Source organism: Pseudomonas sp. Choline-02u-1 (genome assembly GCF_002836515.1).
GTDB lineage: Bacteria > Pseudomonadota > Gammaproteobacteria > Pseudomonadales > Pseudomonadaceae > Aquipseudomonas.
Genome location: NZ_PJBC01000004.1, coordinates 366,152 through 384,970 on the forward strand (window position 1 = coordinate 366,152; position 18,819 = coordinate 384,970).

Here is an 18,819-nt window from a genome sequence, read left to right on the forward strand (position 1 = left end):
CTCATGTAGAATAGTGTGGCCAGGACACCCATCATTAAGGTGTTACCTAAATTAAGCGTCAAGAGCGCACTTCCTGTGCGCCGAAATAGCTCGACGCCATCGAGCCAAAGGCTTGCACTGCTGCGTCCCTAACCGCATGGAAACGAGTACTGTCCGTCTGCCGTGGTCATTGCAGCCAACGATAATTACCGCAGCCGATTATATCGGAGTGGCTGCGGTAGTGTTACATCGTAAGTAGTGTGAGCGCAGAAAGATCTATTTTAAAGTTGCCCAGAAAATGCTCTTTGGCTCAGCGAAAAAAAATTTTCATCTCCAAGCACTTGGGCAGACATGTAACGAAAGAGATGACTATTTGTCCTTTCCACAATCGAGACATACTTATCCTGCAGATCTCGAGGCGGAACAATTATCTTTGTAGATTTAACTATTCCAGTACTAATGGTATTCAGACCTGAAGTCGTATTACTTGCCCTCATCATCTGACGCCGCCCACCAGCCGAATTCAAATAATCATTTAAAAAGCGGGGACTTATACCCTTCGACTGAACACGAACACGTATCAGATGATTTTGATGAACAACCCCATCAATTTCCCCCGTCCAGACCGCACACCTTCCTATCTCAGTAGGATTTCCATGACCTTCAACAATTAATATATCATCAGCAATCAGCTTTACTCGACGATACTCCGACTCCAACATCTCAATGTTTTTAATTTCAGTCAACATCAGCTTGTTTCTAAGCACGTTTGCGACTCGCAAATACGGCCCTGTGATTGGCAGGCCAGTGCGCTTACTGCTAACTTGCAATCCACCTTGGACATCGCAGAGACCTCCGAGCTCTTTTAAATCCCAACCTTTTGAGTTAGCAACTACGTCGCCAAAAATAGCTGAAAATACTGACCGTAGAAAATTGTCGGCGAGCTGGATGGCTTGCTGGCGTTTGCGGCGAATAGCATCGGCCCTATCAAGAATGGCGGCGATGCGCTTTTGTTCGGGCATGGGTGGGAGGGGGATCTCGTGCTGCCAGAATAGCTGCATGGACACTCGCGGCATTTTTGCGCCAGCCACCTGCGAACTAACCCAGTCAACAAAGCTTTTTGATCGCAAGTAATAGGCTAGATATTTACGATCAAGGCGTAACGGATCAGGCAGCATCGGTACCAGTTCAGTAGTTGCTAACCCTTTCTCGTCAGGGAGAACCACTTTATTCAGGTACGGCCGAAGCTTGGAATAAAGAACATGCCGCTCATCAAAGCCATGTGTGGAGGTGCCGGCCTCTGAGACAGGCGCCATGACTTTCCTCAGAAGATTGCCTGTATCAGCCTCTACCTGATCCAAGTTTAGTGTCCACACCTCGTCGCTCGTAGAAAAGGCATGTTTGCTAGCCTTTGCAGGCGCAACATCGCCCAATTTAACCAAAGGCCAACTCACAGCATACCCTCCAGCGCATCCAAGTCTGCCAAAATCTCCTGCTCCAAACTTTTCAACCGTTGCAGAATCACCTTAGGGTCTTCGTACTGTTCGTGCTGGTACTCCACTTCTCTGTAGCGGTTAATGGAGAGGTCGTACTTATTTGTAGCGACGTCCTCTGCAAGCACGACAAACGCCTTTTTGCGCTTATCACCGAACAGGGTGTTGATGGTACTGCCGCTGACATTTCCTTCGACCATCTGACGATATTTGTGCCACTGCGCAATGGCATCAGGCAGGTCATTGCTGCCCTCGCCTTTAAGCTCAGTGCGTTTGTCGTCCAGCGAGTAGCCATCGGCCTGCAGGTCGTAGAACCATACGCGATCAGTGGTACCGCCTTTAGTGAAAATCAGAATTGCAGTGCTGACACCGGCGTAGGGCTTAAACACGCCGCTGGGCAAGCTGACGATGCCTTCGAGCTGGTTGTTATCGAGCAGTTCCTGGCGCAGTTGCTGGTGAGCCTTGCTGGCGCCAAAGAGCACACCGTCCGGGACGATGACCGCCGCACGGCCACCAAGCTTGAGCGAGCGCAGGATATGAGCGACAAACAGCAGCTCGGTCTTTTTGGTTTTCACCAGGCCCAGCACGTCGGGATTGGTGTTGCTTTCATCAAGCGTGCCTTTGAACGGCGGATTGGCCAGCACCACATCGAAGAAGTCCTGCTCCTGACGCGGGTAGTACTCTTTGATGGATTTACTAAGGGAGTCCTGATAGCGAATATTCGCGCCATTCACCCCGTGCAGCATCATGTTCATGCTGGAAACCCGCAGCATGGTGGTGTCGAAATCGAAACCCCAGAACATCTCCTTGTTGATGTGGTCACGATACGGCTCAAGCAGGTCGCCACTGTAGTGCGGATTGCCATCCTCATCCTTAAAGATACCGGCATCGCTGGAATGCACTTTGTTGAGGTATTCCATGGTCCGAGCCAGGAAGCCTGCGGTACCGCAGGACGGGTCGCAGATCACGTCGGTGGGCAGTGGCGCGATCAGCTCGATCATTGCATCGATGATATGCCGGGGCGTGCGGAACTGGCCGTTGATGCCGGCGGTGGTGAGTTTGCTCAGCAGGTATTCGTAGATATCACCCTTGACGTCGCTCTGAGTCAGCGGCAAGGCATTGACCATCTCCACGGCGGAGGTCAGTACCGACTCGTTTTTGATCTCCAGGTCAGCGTCCTGCATGTATTCGCCGATATGGCCCAAACCTTCTAGCGCGCTGCCGTCCTCACCCAGACCGTCCGCCGCATCGGACTTCGTGCCCAATTTGGCGAAGTACGGATAGACGTTCTGCTTGAGATGCTTGTGCAACTCCTTGCCACTGAGGTGATGGAAATTCTTCCAACGCAGCAACTGGCCTTCCGGCGTATTGGGGAACAGACGATCGAAAGACTTGCAGGTACGATTGGCCTTACGCTCGGCCACGTCTTCTTGCATGTCGAGCATCCGAGCGAACATTAGGTAACTGATCTGTTCGATCACGGTCAGCGGGTTGGTGATACCGCCGGTCCAGAACTTCTCCCAGAGTTTGTCGATATTGTTACGGATTTTGCCAGTAAGCATTTTTTGCTACTTCTCTTTATCAGAATTCGGAATTACTGCTGGGCGGAGACTTCGCCAGCAACACGGTCATGTGCGCTGGGGAGCAAGGGTTCGTTTGACGCAGGCGTGTCTTCAATGGCTTCGAAGATGAGGGACAGTCGCTCCACCTCAAAATCCACATGTACTGGCTCGAGTTGCGGCAGAGTCTTGCTGACCTTTGCGGACAGTTTGTCAAAGCGCTCTACCTTGCCGTAGAGGCCCTGCTGCCCCGCCAAGGCTTTTACGGTGTTGTTGTAATGATTGCTGGCTGTGTTGAGGCTACCGCCCAATTTGCTGAGGCGCTCGGCAACGATGCAAACCTGATTATAGATTTCCCCGGCCTTTTCACTAATCTCACGAGCATCGGCATTGCTGCGCTCAAGCATCCACAGGTTAGAGACGGTGCGCAGAATTGGGATCAGCGTGGTATGCGAGACCAGCACGATACCCTTCCTGTAACCATACTCAAACAGATCTTTGTTGTGCTTCATGGCCTCGATATAAGCTGGCTCGATGGGCATGAACATCAGTACAAAGCTGGGACTGCGCATACCAATCAGGTTGGTGTAATCCTTGGATGCCAAGTCGTCAATGTGCCTGCGCACAGACTTTACGTGCTCCACCAATGCCAGTTGATATTCCTCCGGCGTGCTTGCAGAGACGGCGCGATCATAAGCGACCAGCGAAACTTTGCTGTCGATGATCATGTGCTTGCCGTCTGGAATCTTGATCAGGTAGTCCGTCTGCTTGCTCCGGCCTTCAGCATCCTTGAACGCGCTCTGCACTTCGTAGTGCGCCTCCTCGACCAGCCCGCTCATTTCCAGGGTGCGACGCAATTGTGCTTCGCCCCACGCGCCACGTTGCTGAGAGTCACCCTTGAGGGCCGAGGTCAGGTTGTTGGCCTCGCTGCTCATCTTCAGCCCAATATCCAGTACCTTCTTGATCTCAGTATTTAAGCTGGTGTTGCCTTGCAGAGAAGCATCGTGAACATCGTTGATGCGCTTCTGAAAGCCCTCGATCTGATCACGGAAGGGTTTGAGCATGCCGTCAATGCTGGTCTGGCTGGTCTGGGTGAAGGTCTTGCCTTTTTCCTCAAAGATCTTGTTAGCCAGATTTTCGAATTCCTGAGTCAGCGATTTTCGGGTATCAGCCAACTGAAGCATTTGCTCCTGGAAGTGCTCTTCGCGCTTTTGCAAAGTGGTTTTAAGTTCAGTGTGCTCGGACGACAGTCCGCCGAAACGCTCCTGCAATGCATTGAGTACCTGCGCCCGCTCAGTCAACGCCTGCTTGGCTTCGCTCAACTGCTCACGTAAATCACGCTCGGAAGTCTCCAGAGACTTGGCCCGCTTACCCTCGTTGGCCAGCTCATCCTTGAGGCGGTCACGGTCTGCCTGCAACTGGTCGTTGGAAGTCTGCGCTTTTTCCAGACGATCACGCAGATCGGTGACACGCTCCTGGAGTGCCCGCCCCTCAGCTTGGGCAGTATCCAAACGTTTGGCTGCTTCGTGATGCTGCCGGTTTGCATCTTCCAGCTTCAGATGCACAGCAGCAATGACGTCCCGGCTCTGCTGTTGCTCCGTGTTCAGCCGCGTCACGTTTTCTAAGGCGGACTGCAGTTGTGCATTCAACTTGCCTTCTGCAACTTGCAGCCCGTGGCCGCGCTCTTCTGCCACCTTGAGCTGCTCAGTGAGAGCAGCCTTCTCTGCGATTACCGATGCCTGAGCCGTGTGAGACTGCTCAAGCTGGGCTGTCAGTTGGCTCAGTTGCCGCCCCTGACGCAACGCTGCTGCGAAGTAACCGAGCAGCGCAGAAACCACAGCGAGCACTGTAGTGATAACAATGATGTCCGTAGTCCATTGACTGGCTTGCATGGTCACTCCTGAACGCCAGATGGCGAGTTGTTCTCGCGAAGGAAGGGTTTGAGCACTGCGACCAACTGATCAATATCAGTCGGCTTGAAAACGCCATCGATTCCCTCATGGGAAATTCTGTTGAAGGGTGCATCGTAGAGTTTTTCGATGACGATGCTGCCGTGCTGGGCGATGTAGTTCTTCAACAGGTTCATGAAGCTCACCTGCTGAGCAGTGAGGCTTGGGTGGCTGTGAAGGAAATTCTTGAAGTGCTCTTCGATGGCCTGCGCATCCTGTCCGATCATCTCGCGAATCGTGACGTGTAGCTGCTCTGCGGTACGTCCATAAAACTCATTCAGCAAATCTAGGCTTACTCCGGGATGGCTGGTAAGAATAGTCGAGGTCAGGGTTTTCAAGTCTGGCTCAGCGATTGGCTCGCCTTTGTGGATTTTTTGTAGAATCGGATTGGCGGCGAGCATATCTGTGAGAATTTTTTTCAGTCGACCACGATACTGCATCGCCTCGCTGGCACCCGAGATCACGACTCGACGCTCCTCAGCCACCACGTTGTCATCCTTGGCCTTGGTGACTCCAACTCCGTAACTGACCGCGCTCCCCGTCTGCCGGTATTTCATGATGCCGCGCAGTTCCTGGCGGGCGTTCTCCAGCTTGCTAATGCTCGGCTGCTGCCAGAAAGCCGCACTGCGCACCTCGGCGAGAATCTCATCCTTCTGGCGCACGGCCTGGATATTCACAGCAAGCTTGTCCAGCTCAGCCAGAAGGGCGATCTTGCCGTCCTCGAAACAACTGGCCTGCTCCACCAGACAGCGTTCAATGTTGGCGACCAGCTTGTCGAGCGCGGTAGCGTGTTTGTCGTGCAATACCCGAGCGGACATCAGCGGGGCAATGGTGTTGCTCAAGAGATGCTGAGTATTAGCCTCAAAACGTTTTAGCAGGTCGGTCTGCTGCAACTGGTGCACGTTACGCAGCTCGCGCTTGACCGCCACGCTGGTTTCCGGAAGGTCATTGATGTCGGCGCGCAACAAGTCAATGGCGGCATCGAAAGCTTCGGCATGGTTGAGTGTCAGCGCTGCCTGGGCCAGTTCCAGCCGCGCCTCGAAGGTAGTTCGCAGCAGGGACTTGCTACCAGTGTCTTCCGGCTCCTGGTACTCCTGCTCGAAGAAGTCGAAGTTGCCATAGTGATCGAAGATCAGGAACTCTAGCTTGTCTTTGCCCCGACCAAACAGATTAGGACGCAGACGGGTGCCTCGACCAATCATCTGCCAGAATTTGACCCAGGACTTCACCGGCTTGGCGAACACAAGGTTCACCACCTCTGGCACGTCGATACCGGTGTCCAGCATGTCGACCGAGATGGCTATCCGAAAGTCGTTATCCGGCTTTTTGAATTCCTTGATCAACGAGCCCACATGAGTGATCCCGTTATGGATAACCTTGCAAACCTTGGTCCCGTACTGCGGGTAGAGTTTGCAGAAGAGCTTTTCGAGATGCTCGGCGTGATCCTGGCGCTGAGCGAAGATGATTGTCTTGCCTACCAGAGAGCCGGTTTCATCCTTGATGCCGTTGTCGATCAGGTTTTCCAGAATGATGCGATCGGTGTCTTCACTGAAGATCTTACGGCCAATGTCCTTGCCGGCGATGGTCGTGCGCTGGGCCTCCTCTTCGCCGAGATCTTCCTCAAGCTGGGCCTTTTGTTCGTCACTCAGGTCTCTGTAATGAATGCCATCACGCAGAAAATCGGTGGTTAAATCCTTGACGCGAAACGGCACCAGATAAGGCGGCTCGTTGTTGATGGCGGCATCCAGACCAAACTCAAACGTAGGGTCGGTGGTCTCGCAATCGAAAATATCGAACGTGTTACGGCTGATGAATTTGACCGGCGTGGCGGTGAGGCCAACTTGCAGCGCATCGAAGTAGTCGAAGATATCGCGATATCTGTTGTAGATACTACGGTGGCTCTCATCGGCAATGATCAGGTCGAAGAAGCCCACGTCGAGCTGAGCGAAGCGGTTCATCATTCCCGGGTAAGTGGCAATGAAGATTCGCGCCGTCTGATCCACCTTGCTGGTTTCACCGATGACGCAGCGTGGCTCGCTCGGCAAGTTCTGCTTGAAAGCATCGTCAGCCTGAACACGCAGCTCTTTGCGGTCGCAGAGAAACAACACTCGCTTGGCCCAGCCGGTGCGCAGTAGCAGCTCAGCCAGGGCAATGGCCACACGGGTCTTGCCGGTACCGGTGGCCTGAATGATGAGGGCTTTGCGCCGCTGATTTTGGAAATGCGCGGCAACGGTCTTGATGGCCTCGATCTGATAAGGGCGGTCGGCAATGTTCAAGTCGGGGTTGTGCTGCTCCAGCTCGGCGATACGATACTTGCGCTGATACGACAGGTACTCGAGGCTGCTCTTGCTGTAGAGGCCGTACACCGGGCGGTAGGTATTGTACTGCGCGTCATCCCAGATGAAGGTTTCGTAGCCGTTGCTGCAGAAGATCACTGGCCTCTGCATGCCCATGCGCTCGAAACCATCGGCGTACATGCGCGCCTGCTCGCGACCGGCCTGCAGGCTGACGTTGCCGGTCTTCTTGGCCTCGATCACAGCCAACGGCTGGCCGTTATCACCCCACAGCACATAGTCCGCACGGCCCTTGCCACTGGCGTTGTCAGGGAAATCGACGTCGACCTCCTGCCCAACCTGCGCGGAATCACTCACATCCCAGCCGGCTTGGCGCAGCATTAGGTCGATCATGAGCTTGCGAGTCTTCGACTCGCTCCATTGCAGGCTGTCAGAAACCTGCTGGCTCTGTTGCTGGCGCTTTTCTTGATCGGGCCGGGCTGGCGGATCGAGCTTGTAGAGGTTGCGGACGCGCTCTTGCTCAAGCTTGTCCATCACACGCTGAAGCTCTTCCTGCTGCTGGCTCAGTTCCTTTTCATAGCTGAAAACAGTTTTCTGCAGCGTCGCTAGCGCAGCAGTTGGGTCCTGAACATCGGCAAACTCGGGAATCGCAGCTTGGGCAACCCCGTAGTATTTGATAGCCATGTACATAGCCAGCTGATGGGCAGTTTTCAGCGCCTGCTGGGCGTTATGCAGATTACCTTCCGCACCATGGGCAGTGTCGTTGCCTTGAACGCGCAGAAAATTGATCTGGTGTACAAGAGGCTTGCTGACGCAGTCCGTGAAGACCGAGTTTTTCACCAGGTCGTAGAAGGTTGACTGCGGCATACGCGGCAGCAACTCTTCCTTGTAAACGGATTTGGTAAGTTCCTCAGCGAAGCTGCGAAGGCGAGTCAGCGCGCTGCCCGGATCGATATGCAGCACCGCCTCGGCCAGGCCAGCAAGATTCGCCAGTAATTCATTGCCGGAGCGGAGGAATTCGAAGTTGACTGATTTCATAAAGGCTATTCTGTCCATATCGATCCTATAGCGAGGACCGTGCCAAATTTTTAGTCGATACCGTACTTGCTCATCCAGTTGCTCAGCGTCTGCTGGCTTTTGAGGCCTAGCAGGCCCGCCGCCCGGGTTTTGTTATTACCCGTAATCCTAAGTGCCTGGCGAAGATAATGATCAGCCACGCCAGACATTACTTCTTGCAAATCAATGCCTTGAGATACATCTAGGGACGTTGGACTTTGCTTATCCTGAGGCATCTGAAACAAAGCCTGCTCGATGTCAGCCGCGCCTATCACGCTGCCAGAACACCAGAGCGCTGCTCGCAATAAAGTCGATTGCAATTCCCGAACATTGCCTCGCCAAGGGTGGCGAATAATAAGATTTTTTGCATCTATGGAAATTCTCTTACCTTTAAGGGAATTATCCTGAGCCGTGATTTCCTTCAACAGCGAATCCGCCAGCAGCAGCAGATCTCCCTCTCGCTCACGAAGCGGTGGTAGGTGCAAGACACCTACGGCTACGCGGTAGAACAGGTCTTCCCTGAAGCGCCCGTCCGCCACGGCCTGCATCAGGTTGCGATGGGTCGCAGTGATCAAACGCACATCCACCTTAATGTCCTGACTAGCTCCCACCGGAGTTACAACACCCTCTTGCAGCACCCGTAGCAGGCGTACCTGTGCGTCTGAAGTGAGTTCACCGAACTCATCCAAGAAGAGAGTTCCCCCATGAGCTTGCTGGAAAACACCGACTCGATTCTCGACAGCCCCGGTAAACGCTCCCTTGCGGTGACCGAAAAGCGTGGAGTCGATCAACTCTGGCGGGATGGCACCACAATTGACTGCGATAAAAGGCTCGGATGAACGAGAGCTGGCATTGTGTAAGGCCCTGGCGAAAAGCTCTTTTCCCGTGCCAGTTTCACCATAAATAAGCACCGGAACCTGCTTTTGCGCCAAAATCTGGGCTTGAGATTTTAGAATCAGCATGCGGCTGCTTTGCGTAATAATGCTGTCGAAGGCCGCGTTGAACGGAGCTTGCCCCTCGGAAAGCTGTAGCAGTTTGTCACCGGTGATGGTGTTAGCTGCAGGCACATACTCCGCAGTGATCTCGAATGGAACATCAACTGTCTGAACGCCCTGCTCTAGAGAGGACTGATAAAAGGTAGCTGGATAGCGTGTTTTGCCTAGCAGAATCCAGATTGCCTGCATCGCAGGCGTGCCAGGGCTGATCAGTATTGAAAGATCTGTTCGAGGCGAGGACAGCCGTTCCAAGTGCTTATTCGCCGCCTTGTAGATTTCACCGAAATGCACCGGGGAGCTCAGCGACTCATAGTGAAGCTCAATACCTATGTCCACACCCGCTTTAAGCCAGGCAAGGTAAGGCTCAACACGTTCTGCAGGATATGAGCTGAGCAACTCAACATAGTCAAATGACGCCGATTGTAAGGTCGATAAAATCGGGCCGACCTCACCCCCCCCTGGTGCCTTGAGATCATTCCCTCCGACCCAACAAGTCAATACACGCTGCTTCTTGGACACGGTCCTTGTTCCCCCGACTCATACTCCCGCTGGATCCAGACAGGGAAATTTGTGCTGCAACTCATGGGTCGGATACTAAACTATCGGGCCAGGTTGAGCTTCGTAAACCGAAATACCCTCAAAAAACATTGGTAGGGGCTTTCGGGCCCTGCCAAGCCGCGCGGACGGATTAATGGATTGTCTACGCTCCACCTAAATCCTTAGTTCGCCTTACGCCTGCAAAAATGGAGCTCATGCGCTCCACTAGCCTCTTTCAAATCGCCAACCACTTAACTAAAGTGCCATCATCTAATAGCGAGATGATGGCAATGAATACCCTCACGCCGCAATCTACTCAGTTATCACTCAGCCAATGGTTTAGCCGCAATCTGTCCGCCGTTATCGCGGTCGCAGGCGCGCAACGGGAAACGCAACGCGATGCATTGGCTCCCAGACCTTTGTCTGCGGTAAAGATCCAGCAGCAAACCGGTATCGCACGCAGCACGCTGCGGGCCCTGAAATCACCAGTTCATGGTAGCGATGCCAACCCGGACCTGAGCACGATCGAGCGTCTTGCCGAGGCTCTAGGTGTGCCACCAGCTTTCCTGTTAATGCGCCCTCAGGACTGGGCACTGCTGGCCAGCGCGATCGACAACAGTGGCGATTACCTGGCTGCAGCTCACAAGTTGGAGGCCGAAGATAGACTTCAGGCGGTCAATCCAGTGGAGAAGGTCCTGCGCGAATGCAAGGTCCACCCGGATCAGCGCCCCAGCCTTTTGGGCGCCTCGCCAGAAGTTGCCAGAGCCAATGCCCGCGATGAGTGGCGTAGACGCGCCTGTCTCAAGCTCGATGCGCTGATGCTGCGCGAGATTTCAAAATCCGGCCCACGCAAGTGGTTGGCCGCGATAGCGGGCGCCTGGGTCAGCCAGACCACGCCACACGATCCTTCTTCTAGCGAACAATAAGGAGTGCCGGGATGCCGATCATTCACGACCCCGATCTTGCGGATGTATTGATGAGTGCCAGCGCCGACGACGTGGGCCTGTTGATAGATGTGATCACCGACAACGGCAAGGGCCGCATCTCCCTGTCATCTTCAGTCTGTCGTCAGTTGATGGCCGACAAGGACAAGGGTGTCGGCGAGTCGACCCGGGCTATTTTCGCCGAGGAGCTGACTCGCTTTGGCGGCAACTCACTGGTCAACTTGTTCCGCGGCGGCAGTGGTGTGCCGTACCGCGAGCTGTTGGCGGATGTGGCCGGGCACGTCGGCGCGAAGAACAAGGCGAGCGCCAGCTGCGCCGAGATGGAAATGGCAATCATCACCAAGGTATTCGCCCAGTCCCTGGCGCGGATGAGCGAGGAAGACCGCAAAACACTGTTCGAATCCCTGGGCGGACTGGCGTACCGACCCGGCATGGGGCCGGGGGCATTGGCGGCCTTGCTGGCTTCACTCGGTAGTTCCGGGTTGGCTTCCTACAACGTGGCAGCGGTGGTCGCCAGCGCGACCATGAGCAGCCTGGTAGGGCGTGGCGTGGTGCTGGCGGGTTCGAGCACCCTGGGTCGCGGTCTAGCAGTGCTGGCTGGCCCGGTGGGCTGGGCCATCACCGGGATCTGGACGGCATTCGACCTAGCAAGCCCGGCGTACCGGGTCACCGTGCCCTGCGTCATCCAGATCGGACATATGCGCCAGAAGATGTTGCTCAAACCCACCTGTCCCGGTTGCCACGCGATAGTCGCGGCCGACGCCAACTTCTGTGGCAAATGCGGGATACGCCTGGGCGCCTGATGCCCTCTTTAGACGACCAAGGAGTGAGTCCATGAACCCTGTGATTTCCCCTCTCGAATTTCTCCTGACCAACGTCATCTGCTTTGCTGCCGGCGCGGCCACGGTGGTCGCGCTGAACCTTGCGGCGAAAGCCGTGCATGCCTCCGGCAAACGCGCCGCGCAGAGCGCCACCTGAACCAACGGATTGAGTAGGAGCGAGAACCGTGTACAGCAACCATCACGCCAAGCGACTGGTATCCCTCAAGGGGGAAATCATAAAGATCAATGCAGACATCCAGAGTCTGCGTGCCGACCTCGAATGGTTCGAGCGATTCGACCAGGAGAGCAACCATAGCAGGCTCGCTCAGGTGCAACGGGAAACTCTCGCCGCGCGGGAGCAGCTTGCCAGGGTCGAACAGAGCATCAAGGCCAGCCGCGCTGAGCTGAACAGCGCCAAGGGCGTTGCCGAGGCGGGCTGGTCGCCGTTGCACTGGTTTTCCAGTGAACGGTGCGTGGCTGAGCGCCAGGTCAGCACCCTGCAGGAGCGGCTGGCGCAGTTCAAGAGCCGGCAAGAGGGCTTGGTATCCGGGCTCGGCGAAAGCGAACGGGAGCAGCTGCGCCTGAGCGCCAATTCGCGGCGATACCAGGGCTTCGATTCATTGCAGGCCAAGGCCACCATCACGCAACTGGACAATGACGTGCAACGCCTGCAGGGCGTCGCCGACGAAGTCAGAAAGGACAGCGCCCACTGGGAGGCGGTGGCCGGAGAGGTGTATCGCAATTGGAAAATTACTCATGACCAGTTGCGGGCGACGGAGCGGGACCTCATCGATGCCGAATGCTTCATCAACCAGTTGGACAATGCGCAAAGCTCATTCGATAAAAGGATGGCCCATGACGAATGTGAAAACCGCTTTGGTATCGGGCAACGCAGTCCGGATAGGGTGTTGAAGGATCGGCAATTCCACCAGCGCAAACTGGAACGGGAAGAGGAAAAACGCAAGCGGCGCCTGCGCGACACCATTCGCCTGCTGGAAAACGAAATCCGCAACTTGGTGGTAGATGGCAATAATCTTTGCTACCTGAACGAAGCGGGCGCAAAACGGCGCTTCATCGGTCTGGAGGTGCTCAAGACACTTGTGCCTCACCTGGCCGCGACTTATGGCGTGACCTTGGTCTTCGATCCGGGCATCCGCCGCCAGCTCGATATGAGCGACAACGCACTCCAAGCGATGTTTCCGCAGGCCCGGGTACTGGTTATGCCGCCCAGCCTCACCGCCGACCATCCGGTGCTGGCCGCCGCGGAGTTCGATGTCGAGACCTATGTGATCAGCAACGACCACTACAGCGATTACCCGGACATGGCTGCGGTCCGAGAGGATCGGGTACTGCATACAGTGGTCCATCGCGACTCTGTGCAGATCCCGCAACTGCAGGTATTGCAGCCTTACTGATGCCTCACGCGTCCGGTGCCTACCGGTCATGTACAACCCACGCCTGTGCGCTCGTACAGGCTAGCAACGAGTCAAGAAAGATGGATCTGAAAGGCCACCTGCTGTACATCGATATCACCCAAATCTGCGGCATCGGTTGCGCGTTCTGCATGTACGCCGACAAGCACAAGACGGGGATGAGCATGGAGTTATCGAGCCTCGCCCGGGAGAACCTGGCGGCGCTGATCAACGCCCCCGACGTCAAGCGCATCTCCATCAGCGGAGAGGGCGAACCCCTCAACAACGCCAGAGTCTTCCACGAGATTCTTGAGCTTTCCCAGGGCGGCAAGCGTTTCGAGTTCATCACAAGCGGCTTCTTTCCCCACGAGAAGATGGCGGAGTTCTATGACGCCACCAATCGAATCGTGGTCAGCCGGGGCGACACCTGCAATATCAGACTGAGCTCGGACAGCCACCATATCGAAAAGGTGAAATGGCGGGCTCATGGCTTCAGCCTGGATTACCTGCGACGAAACAAACCGGCCGGGCTGAGCTTTTCGTTTCGCTCGATCGACACTGATCGGGAGTTCACCCGCGACTACCTCCGGGAGGAACTGGCGCGCTGGGGCCTCGACGCCGGGATCGTCGCGGGCAATGCCCTGGAAGATACGCTGGTGGTCGGCGAGGAACGGTTCGGTATCGACTACAAGAACCTCGTCCACCCGGCGGCCGACACGCCACCGGGTTACCTGGATCTGCATGGCTACATCGACGCGATCGAAGCCCGGGTCAACAAGCGCTTCACCCTCGGCAGCCTCAACCCGCCTCCCCACGCCAACGGCATGGACCTGACGGTGAAACCTAATGGTGACGTCTACCTGTACGGCATCGAGCACCAGCGCTTGGGCAATATCCACTTTGACCGGATTGGCTGGGAGCGACTGGCCAGCCATGTACGCGACACGCCCCTGGTCCGCGCCCTTTACAGCCAACCGCTGAGGGATCTGCTGGCGCGTCTCGACGACCTCGAACTGGTGCACAAGATCCTGCGCAAGGCGAATAACCCCTACTGGCTGGTCAAGGAACTGGCTAATCACGATGGTCTGTTGGAACGAATGGTGCCGGCATGATCGACTCCCACAGCCATACCTTTTATTCCAAGCATGCCGTCGGTACGGTGGATGAGTTGGTGCGGGCGTCAATCGCCGCCGGAGTGAAGATCCTCACCATCACCGATCACGCGCCGTTCCCGGTGGACAGCGACAATCGCCTGCTGGAGGCGGAACTGGAGCGCTATTTCGCCGATATTGAGCGGGCACGACAGGAGCACCAGGGGAAGATCAAGATCCTGCGCGGACTGGAGTTCGACTACATGCCGGGTGCGAATGCCTACAACCGCGAGATACTGGCCCGGTACGAGCTGGATTTCGCCATCGGCTCGATCCACTACGTCGAGTTGCCGGGCGAGCCCATGGCCAAGGTCTGGGAGTTGCCCCGGCTATCCGCGCCGGCCTTTCTCGACCGTTATTTCGCCCAACTGCACGCCTTACTGGAGTGCGGGTTGTTCGACGCAGTTGGGCATGCCGACACGCTGCTGCGCGGCGTGGCGGAAGACGTAGTGCTGCGCCGGATGGAACCGCTGCTGCAGCTGTTCGCCCGCAATGGTGTGGCCTACGAACTGAATGCCTCGGGTATTCGCAAGTCGAGCCTGTTGCCCGGTTCGACTCGTGAAGTTCAGGGCGTCTGGAGCTATCCATCACGCACCCTGCTGCCCCAATTGATCGCCCACGGCGCGGCCTTCACCATAGGTTCCGACGCCCACGATCCGCTGGACGCGGGGGCCGGCATCCGCACCCTGGTCGATGAACTGCAACCGCTGGGCCTGGACCGGATCAGCTACTTCGAAGGGCGTAGGCGCATCGACATGCCCCTGGATTTCTTCAGCCTGTCGTCTGGCACCGATACAAGGACTGTCCCGTGAACTCCCGATCGAATGACTGGAAACTACTCGCCACGGCTCCTGTCGACGAACAGCTGGCGCGCTTTCGCGAGGCCGTGGCCCGGCCGCAGGCGGAGGACGTGAATAGAGGTCTGCGCGCGTTCGCTGGCGGCTTGCTTGCGCAAGACCTGATCGATATGGACAGCTATGTCGCGGTGCTCGGTGGTCATGCACTGAACTGTCTTACGCCCGACGACACCAACGGATTCCGCGACATGAGCAGTGGTGCAAGCGCCTCCGAGCTTACGGCCATCTATAGCCGTGCCAAGTACGGCAGCCAGAAGGACATCCTTTTTCTCGCCGGCCTGGTGATCAACTATCTGGAGCGGCAGCTGGATGACCCGGAGTCACACTGGGCACGGCTGTTCACCAGCGCGCGGGAGCACGACGACAATGTGGTGCTGATGACCACTGGCTGGCGCAACGTGCCTTCGACGGCCAACGTGCTCTACGACATCGTGGTGGAGGAGATCAACGTCAAGCTCGCCCATATGGGCCTGCCCACCCTGATCAACGTCAAGCTGCCGCGCATCGCCCCTCCCTGCGAGAACTACGCAAGCCTGAGTACTGAAGAGCGTGAGCGGGTCAATCTTGTCCAGGACCATGTGATTCCCTCGGAGAACTTTTATCGATGGAGCGGCGTGCACGTCATCTTCGGTGACGATGTGCTGGTGACGGGATCAACCGCCGACAAGGTGTTGCGTGAGTCGCTGCTAGCCGGTGCCCGCTCGTTCCAGGCGATCTACCCGGTTGCCATCGATCCGCGGGTCGCCCTGACGGATGCCACCGTCGAGGAGCGCCTGAACATGGTGGAAATCAGCCACCAGCTGGACGACACATTGGCCAAACTGCTTGGGGCCGAGGATTACCAACCGATCCTGCGCACGTTGCGTCTACTGTTTTCGACGGAAAATTACCAAGCCTTGCCGGCATTTCTGGCGCGGGTGCCGGCGGCCAATTGGTTGCGGCTGTACAAGGCGGCTCTGGGGAACGAGTTCCTGCGCCAGGTCGAATGCATACCCTCGCTGACGCTGCTGCGGCACTACCTGGAGGACCTCGGGCTGCTGGGCAGTAGCGGCGTGACGGCAGAGAGGACCCCGTTGTGCGTGTGAACTACGTGAGCTACTGGGAAACGGCGGCGGGGCAAAGCATGCCGCCGTGGATCGCCTTGGCCCTGGTCTCCATGCAACGGGCGCTGGGGGACAATTTCACCCTGCTAACCCCGGGCAGCCTGGAGCATTGCATAGATGCTTCTATCCTCGGCAAGGATTGGCGCTTCGAGCCGCTTACCTTCAGCATGGACAAGGGGATCGAGGCGATCGTCGCCAGGAGCGACTTCATCCGCATGGCCTACGTTCATCGCCATGGCGGGGCCTGGATAGACGCGGACAGCATCCTGCTGCGCGACCCGACCTCCCTGTTGTTCCCGACGGGACTCGACGAGCGACTGCACTGGCACAGCGAATGCCTGTTCGCCTCACTGCCGGGAAACGCCGATCTCGCTGAGGCACTGGCGACCGGGCTCGCGGTCGAGACACATGCCTGGGGCAACCCGGGAGGGATCAAGGAGCTTGTCGCCAGGTCGCCGCATCAGCTGGTGCCAATTTCGCCCTCGGTATGCGACCCGGGTTATCGACCGGTTTACAACTTCGACAGTTGCGCGGTGATGAGGCGCACGGACATTGCAGTGAGCGATTTCCTGCTCCACGACGTAAGCCTGCTGAAGCTGTACAACACCTGGTTCAAGCGGACAGTGACACGCGACGAAACGGTGGCGGAATTCCTTGACGAGGGTACCCTGCTGTCACGCATCTTTCTGCATATCCAACCCGATCGTGGCTATTGGCTGGGGGAGAGTGAGCGCTTGATCCAACACTGTGGCTGATAGTGTTTAGATAAGTTCCACCGCATGCGCCGGCATGTGCACGCGGCAACGTTGAGCCCCGTTTAGCTCTAGGCGAGCAGCGATTACCTCGTGCACGGTCGGGGTATGCCAGTGTGGCGAGCCATGGGCGACGTACAGCCAAGCCGGCACGCGGTGGGCAAGGTGGTCGAACTCCAGCTCGATGCGCAGCAAGTCGAACACCTCCTTGGTACGTCCGCTCGGTGTCCAGGCGAGCGGCGCGGTGCGATGATGGGGATTGATCAAGCGCAGCGGCTGTCGCAGTTGCAGGTTCAGTGTGCCGGGATGGCAATCGGCGACTTCAGGAAAAGAGCGGCTAATCAAGGGCAGCTGGCGGGCCAGTGTGCCAGTGGCCACACCCAGACCTGAAACGATATGCGCATCCACTGCGAGAGTCTCAGCGATCGACTCTTGCAGCAGTTCGGCGACTGGTTGAATCACGTCAACATCAGTGAATTCGTTCATGTTTTTCTTGCCGGTATGCGTGTGCTGACGTTGTCCCTGGCGACTAAACACAATCCGGGTATGGTGTGAAAGCGGCGGCAGCCAGGGATTGGAAGAGTTGCTGGCCGGATAGATCGCGACCAATGACGCCTTCAGTCCGACGGCCATGTGCACGATGGCAGTATCGACACTCACAACCACTTTGGCCCGCTGGATTGCACCCCCGACCGCGCGGGGCGTATCCAGTTCGACCAGTGTTCGGACGTTGCAGCGGGCGATGGCGTGCTCGAGCTGCAGTGCCTCAGCCCGGCTGGCGGGACTGCACAGAATGCCGATATGGTGCTGCGGCCAGGCATCCGCCAAGGCCCGGACCAGCGAGAGCGCTTTGGCGAACCCAAGGCTTTTATCAGGTCTGCTGGCATAGGGGTTGATCAGGATATGTGTAATGTTGCTGCCGCCCTGCCGTTCCAGGAGCGGGAGCGGGAGCGGGAGCGGGACAATATAGTCGCGGTTGATCAGGGTCGCACCAAGGTCGAGCAGGACCCGGGTGTAGCGCTCGACCACGTTGAGCTGCGCGGTGGCATCACCCAGCTTGCCGCTGACGCAGTGCAAGGCGTCATCCAGCGAGTAGACCCGGGCGGGCTTAAGCAAACGGATGAACAGCATCTCGATGGGTTGGATACGGCCAACTAGGTGGACAAACACATCGACCGATCCCAGTTCCCGTACCAGTGGGCCCAGCCCGGCCAGCGTAGGTGCGCCATTGACAGGTATGACCCGGTCGACGCCAAAATCGAGCCTATGCAGGTCGACCAGCTCCGGTACGGTGAGCACAGTGACCCGGGCACCGAGCTTACGCGCTTCGCGAAAGAAGAATGAGGAAACGATCGCGTCGCCCAGTTTAGCGTCCCAGCGGGGAAGCACGATATGCAGGGGATTGGCAAGGTCGCGAGCTACCAACTCGCGGTCTACCAAGCAGCGCATCAATAGGCGCGCGATAGCTTTCCGATGGTTTTGAATAATCGACATCAGCTTTTACTTTCGGGACTAGCTACCGATGGTATCCGTAGCGCATGGCTACTACCAGGCGTTGGCCTAAGGAGGAATTTGGAACAATAGAACAGCAAGATGTACTCAATCGCCGGCTACTCGAAAAGCATAGGTTCCACTTCAAAAGTGTAAAACGCATGATGCTTGGTGAATGTAGCCCTGGTTTTCAGTCAAGATTTTTGCGGGCACCACTGAGGAAGTCCAGCAGCGGTTAGGTTTAGGCATAGACGCAACTCAATCGTCTCGATCTGTTACCGTATCTTTCCTAAAGGGCAGCGATAGAGGCATTGCTCGCAAGCAAAGACTGGCTAGGGACACGGCTTCGCTTGAGTGTCGGCGGCCTTGTATGAGCCCATATCTCGGACTGCACTGCGAAATATCCCATAGATTAACCTCACGCCA

14 protein-coding genes are annotated in these 18,819 nt (G+C 56.7%); 8 read left to right on the forward strand and 6 right to left on the reverse strand.

Annotation, left to right across the window (positions count from 1 at the left end; translation table 11 throughout):
• Window positions 1-260: 260 nt before the first annotated feature.
• Genes CXF97_RS05730 through CXF97_RS05750 form a run of 5 tightly spaced genes read right to left on the reverse strand, consistent with a single transcriptional unit; the run spans window position 261 to window position 9,844 of the window.
• A complete protein-coding gene (locus CXF97_RS05730; RefSeq protein WP_101157024.1) occupies window positions 261-1,433 on the reverse strand; it encodes a restriction endonuclease subunit S in 1,173 nt (390 codons plus the stop codon).
• A complete protein-coding gene (locus tag CXF97_RS05735) occupies window positions 1,430-3,034 on the reverse strand; it encodes a class I SAM-dependent DNA methyltransferase (RefSeq protein ID WP_101157026.1) in 1,605 nt (534 codons plus the stop codon). Before CXF97_RS05735 ends, CXF97_RS05730 begins: the two co-directional genes overlap by 4 nt.
• A gap of 32 nt (window positions 3,035-3,066) precedes the next feature.
• Window positions 3,067-4,923, reverse strand: coding sequence for a DNA recombination protein RmuC (rmuC, locus tag CXF97_RS05740; RefSeq protein WP_101157028.1), 1,857 nt, complete (start codon window positions 4,921-4,923; stop codon window positions 3,067-3,069).
• A 2-nt stretch (window positions 4,924-4,925) separates the two neighbouring features.
• The gene (locus CXF97_RS05745; protein WP_101157030.1) at window positions 4,926-8,312 is read right to left on the reverse strand and encodes a DEAD/DEAH box helicase family protein; all 3,387 of its coding nucleotides are present in this window, start codon (window positions 8,310-8,312) and stop codon (window positions 4,926-4,928) included.
• A 50-nt stretch (window positions 8,313-8,362) separates the two neighbouring features.
• On the reverse strand, window positions 8,363-9,844 hold the full coding sequence (locus CXF97_RS05750; RefSeq protein ID WP_101157032.1) for a sigma-54-dependent Fis family transcriptional regulator: 1,482 nt from the start codon (window positions 9,842-9,844) through the stop codon (window positions 8,363-8,365).
• 308 nt (window positions 9,845-10,152) lie between these two features.
• Between CXF97_RS05750 and CXF97_RS05755 the strand changes: the two genes are divergently transcribed.
• The 8 genes from CXF97_RS05755 to CXF97_RS05785 all read left to right on the forward strand — a co-directional run bounded on the left by CXF97_RS05755 (window position 10,153) and on the right by CXF97_RS05785 (window position 16,905).
• Window positions 10,153-10,788 carry a helix-turn-helix transcriptional regulator gene (locus tag CXF97_RS05755; RefSeq protein WP_256589702.1) on the forward strand — a complete coding sequence of 212 codons (636 nt, stop codon included), beginning with the start codon at window positions 10,153-10,155 and terminating at the stop codon, window positions 10,786-10,788.
• An 11-nt stretch (window positions 10,789-10,799) separates the two neighbouring features.
• On the forward strand, window positions 10,800-11,609 hold the full coding sequence (locus CXF97_RS05760) for a ubiquinol-cytochrome C chaperone family protein (RefSeq protein WP_055102833.1): 810 nt from the start codon (window positions 10,800-10,802) through the stop codon (window positions 11,607-11,609).
• Window positions 11,610-11,640: 31 nt separating this feature from the next.
• Complete coding sequence (locus tag CXF97_RS28170; RefSeq protein WP_164488184.1) at window positions 11,641-11,784, forward strand: hypothetical protein; 144 nt, start codon at window positions 11,641-11,643, stop codon at window positions 11,782-11,784.
• A 28-nt stretch (window positions 11,785-11,812) separates the two neighbouring features.
• Window positions 11,813-13,042, forward strand: a complete 1,230-nt coding sequence (locus CXF97_RS05765) for a hypothetical protein (RefSeq protein ID WP_101157034.1) — start codon at window positions 11,813-11,815, stop codon at window positions 13,040-13,042.
• Between the two features lie 80 nt (window positions 13,043-13,122).
• Complete coding sequence (locus tag CXF97_RS05770) at window positions 13,123-14,151, forward strand: radical SAM protein (protein ID WP_101157036.1); 1,029 nt, start codon at window positions 13,123-13,125, stop codon at window positions 14,149-14,151.
• Window positions 14,148-15,002, forward strand: a complete 855-nt coding sequence (locus CXF97_RS05775; protein WP_101157038.1) for a histidinol-phosphatase — start codon at window positions 14,148-14,150, stop codon at window positions 15,000-15,002. The genes CXF97_RS05770 and CXF97_RS05775 overlap by 4 nt, the downstream gene beginning before the upstream one ends.
• Window positions 14,999-16,132, forward strand: a complete 1,134-nt coding sequence (locus CXF97_RS05780; RefSeq protein WP_055102837.1) for a hypothetical protein — start codon at window positions 14,999-15,001, stop codon at window positions 16,130-16,132. Before CXF97_RS05775 ends, CXF97_RS05780 begins: the two co-directional genes overlap by 4 nt.
• Window positions 16,123-16,905, forward strand: a complete 783-nt coding sequence (locus tag CXF97_RS05785; RefSeq protein ID WP_099315391.1) for a glycosyltransferase — start codon at window positions 16,123-16,125, stop codon at window positions 16,903-16,905. The genes CXF97_RS05780 and CXF97_RS05785 overlap by 10 nt, the downstream gene beginning before the upstream one ends.
• Window positions 16,906-16,911: 6 nt before the next feature.
• On the opposite strand, the gene CXF97_RS05790 is transcribed toward CXF97_RS05785, so the two are convergent.
• Window positions 16,912-18,396, reverse strand: coding sequence for a glycosyltransferase family 9 protein (locus CXF97_RS05790; protein WP_101157040.1), 1,485 nt, complete (start codon window positions 18,394-18,396; stop codon window positions 16,912-16,914).
• Between the last annotated feature and the right edge of the window lie 423 nt (window positions 18,397-18,819).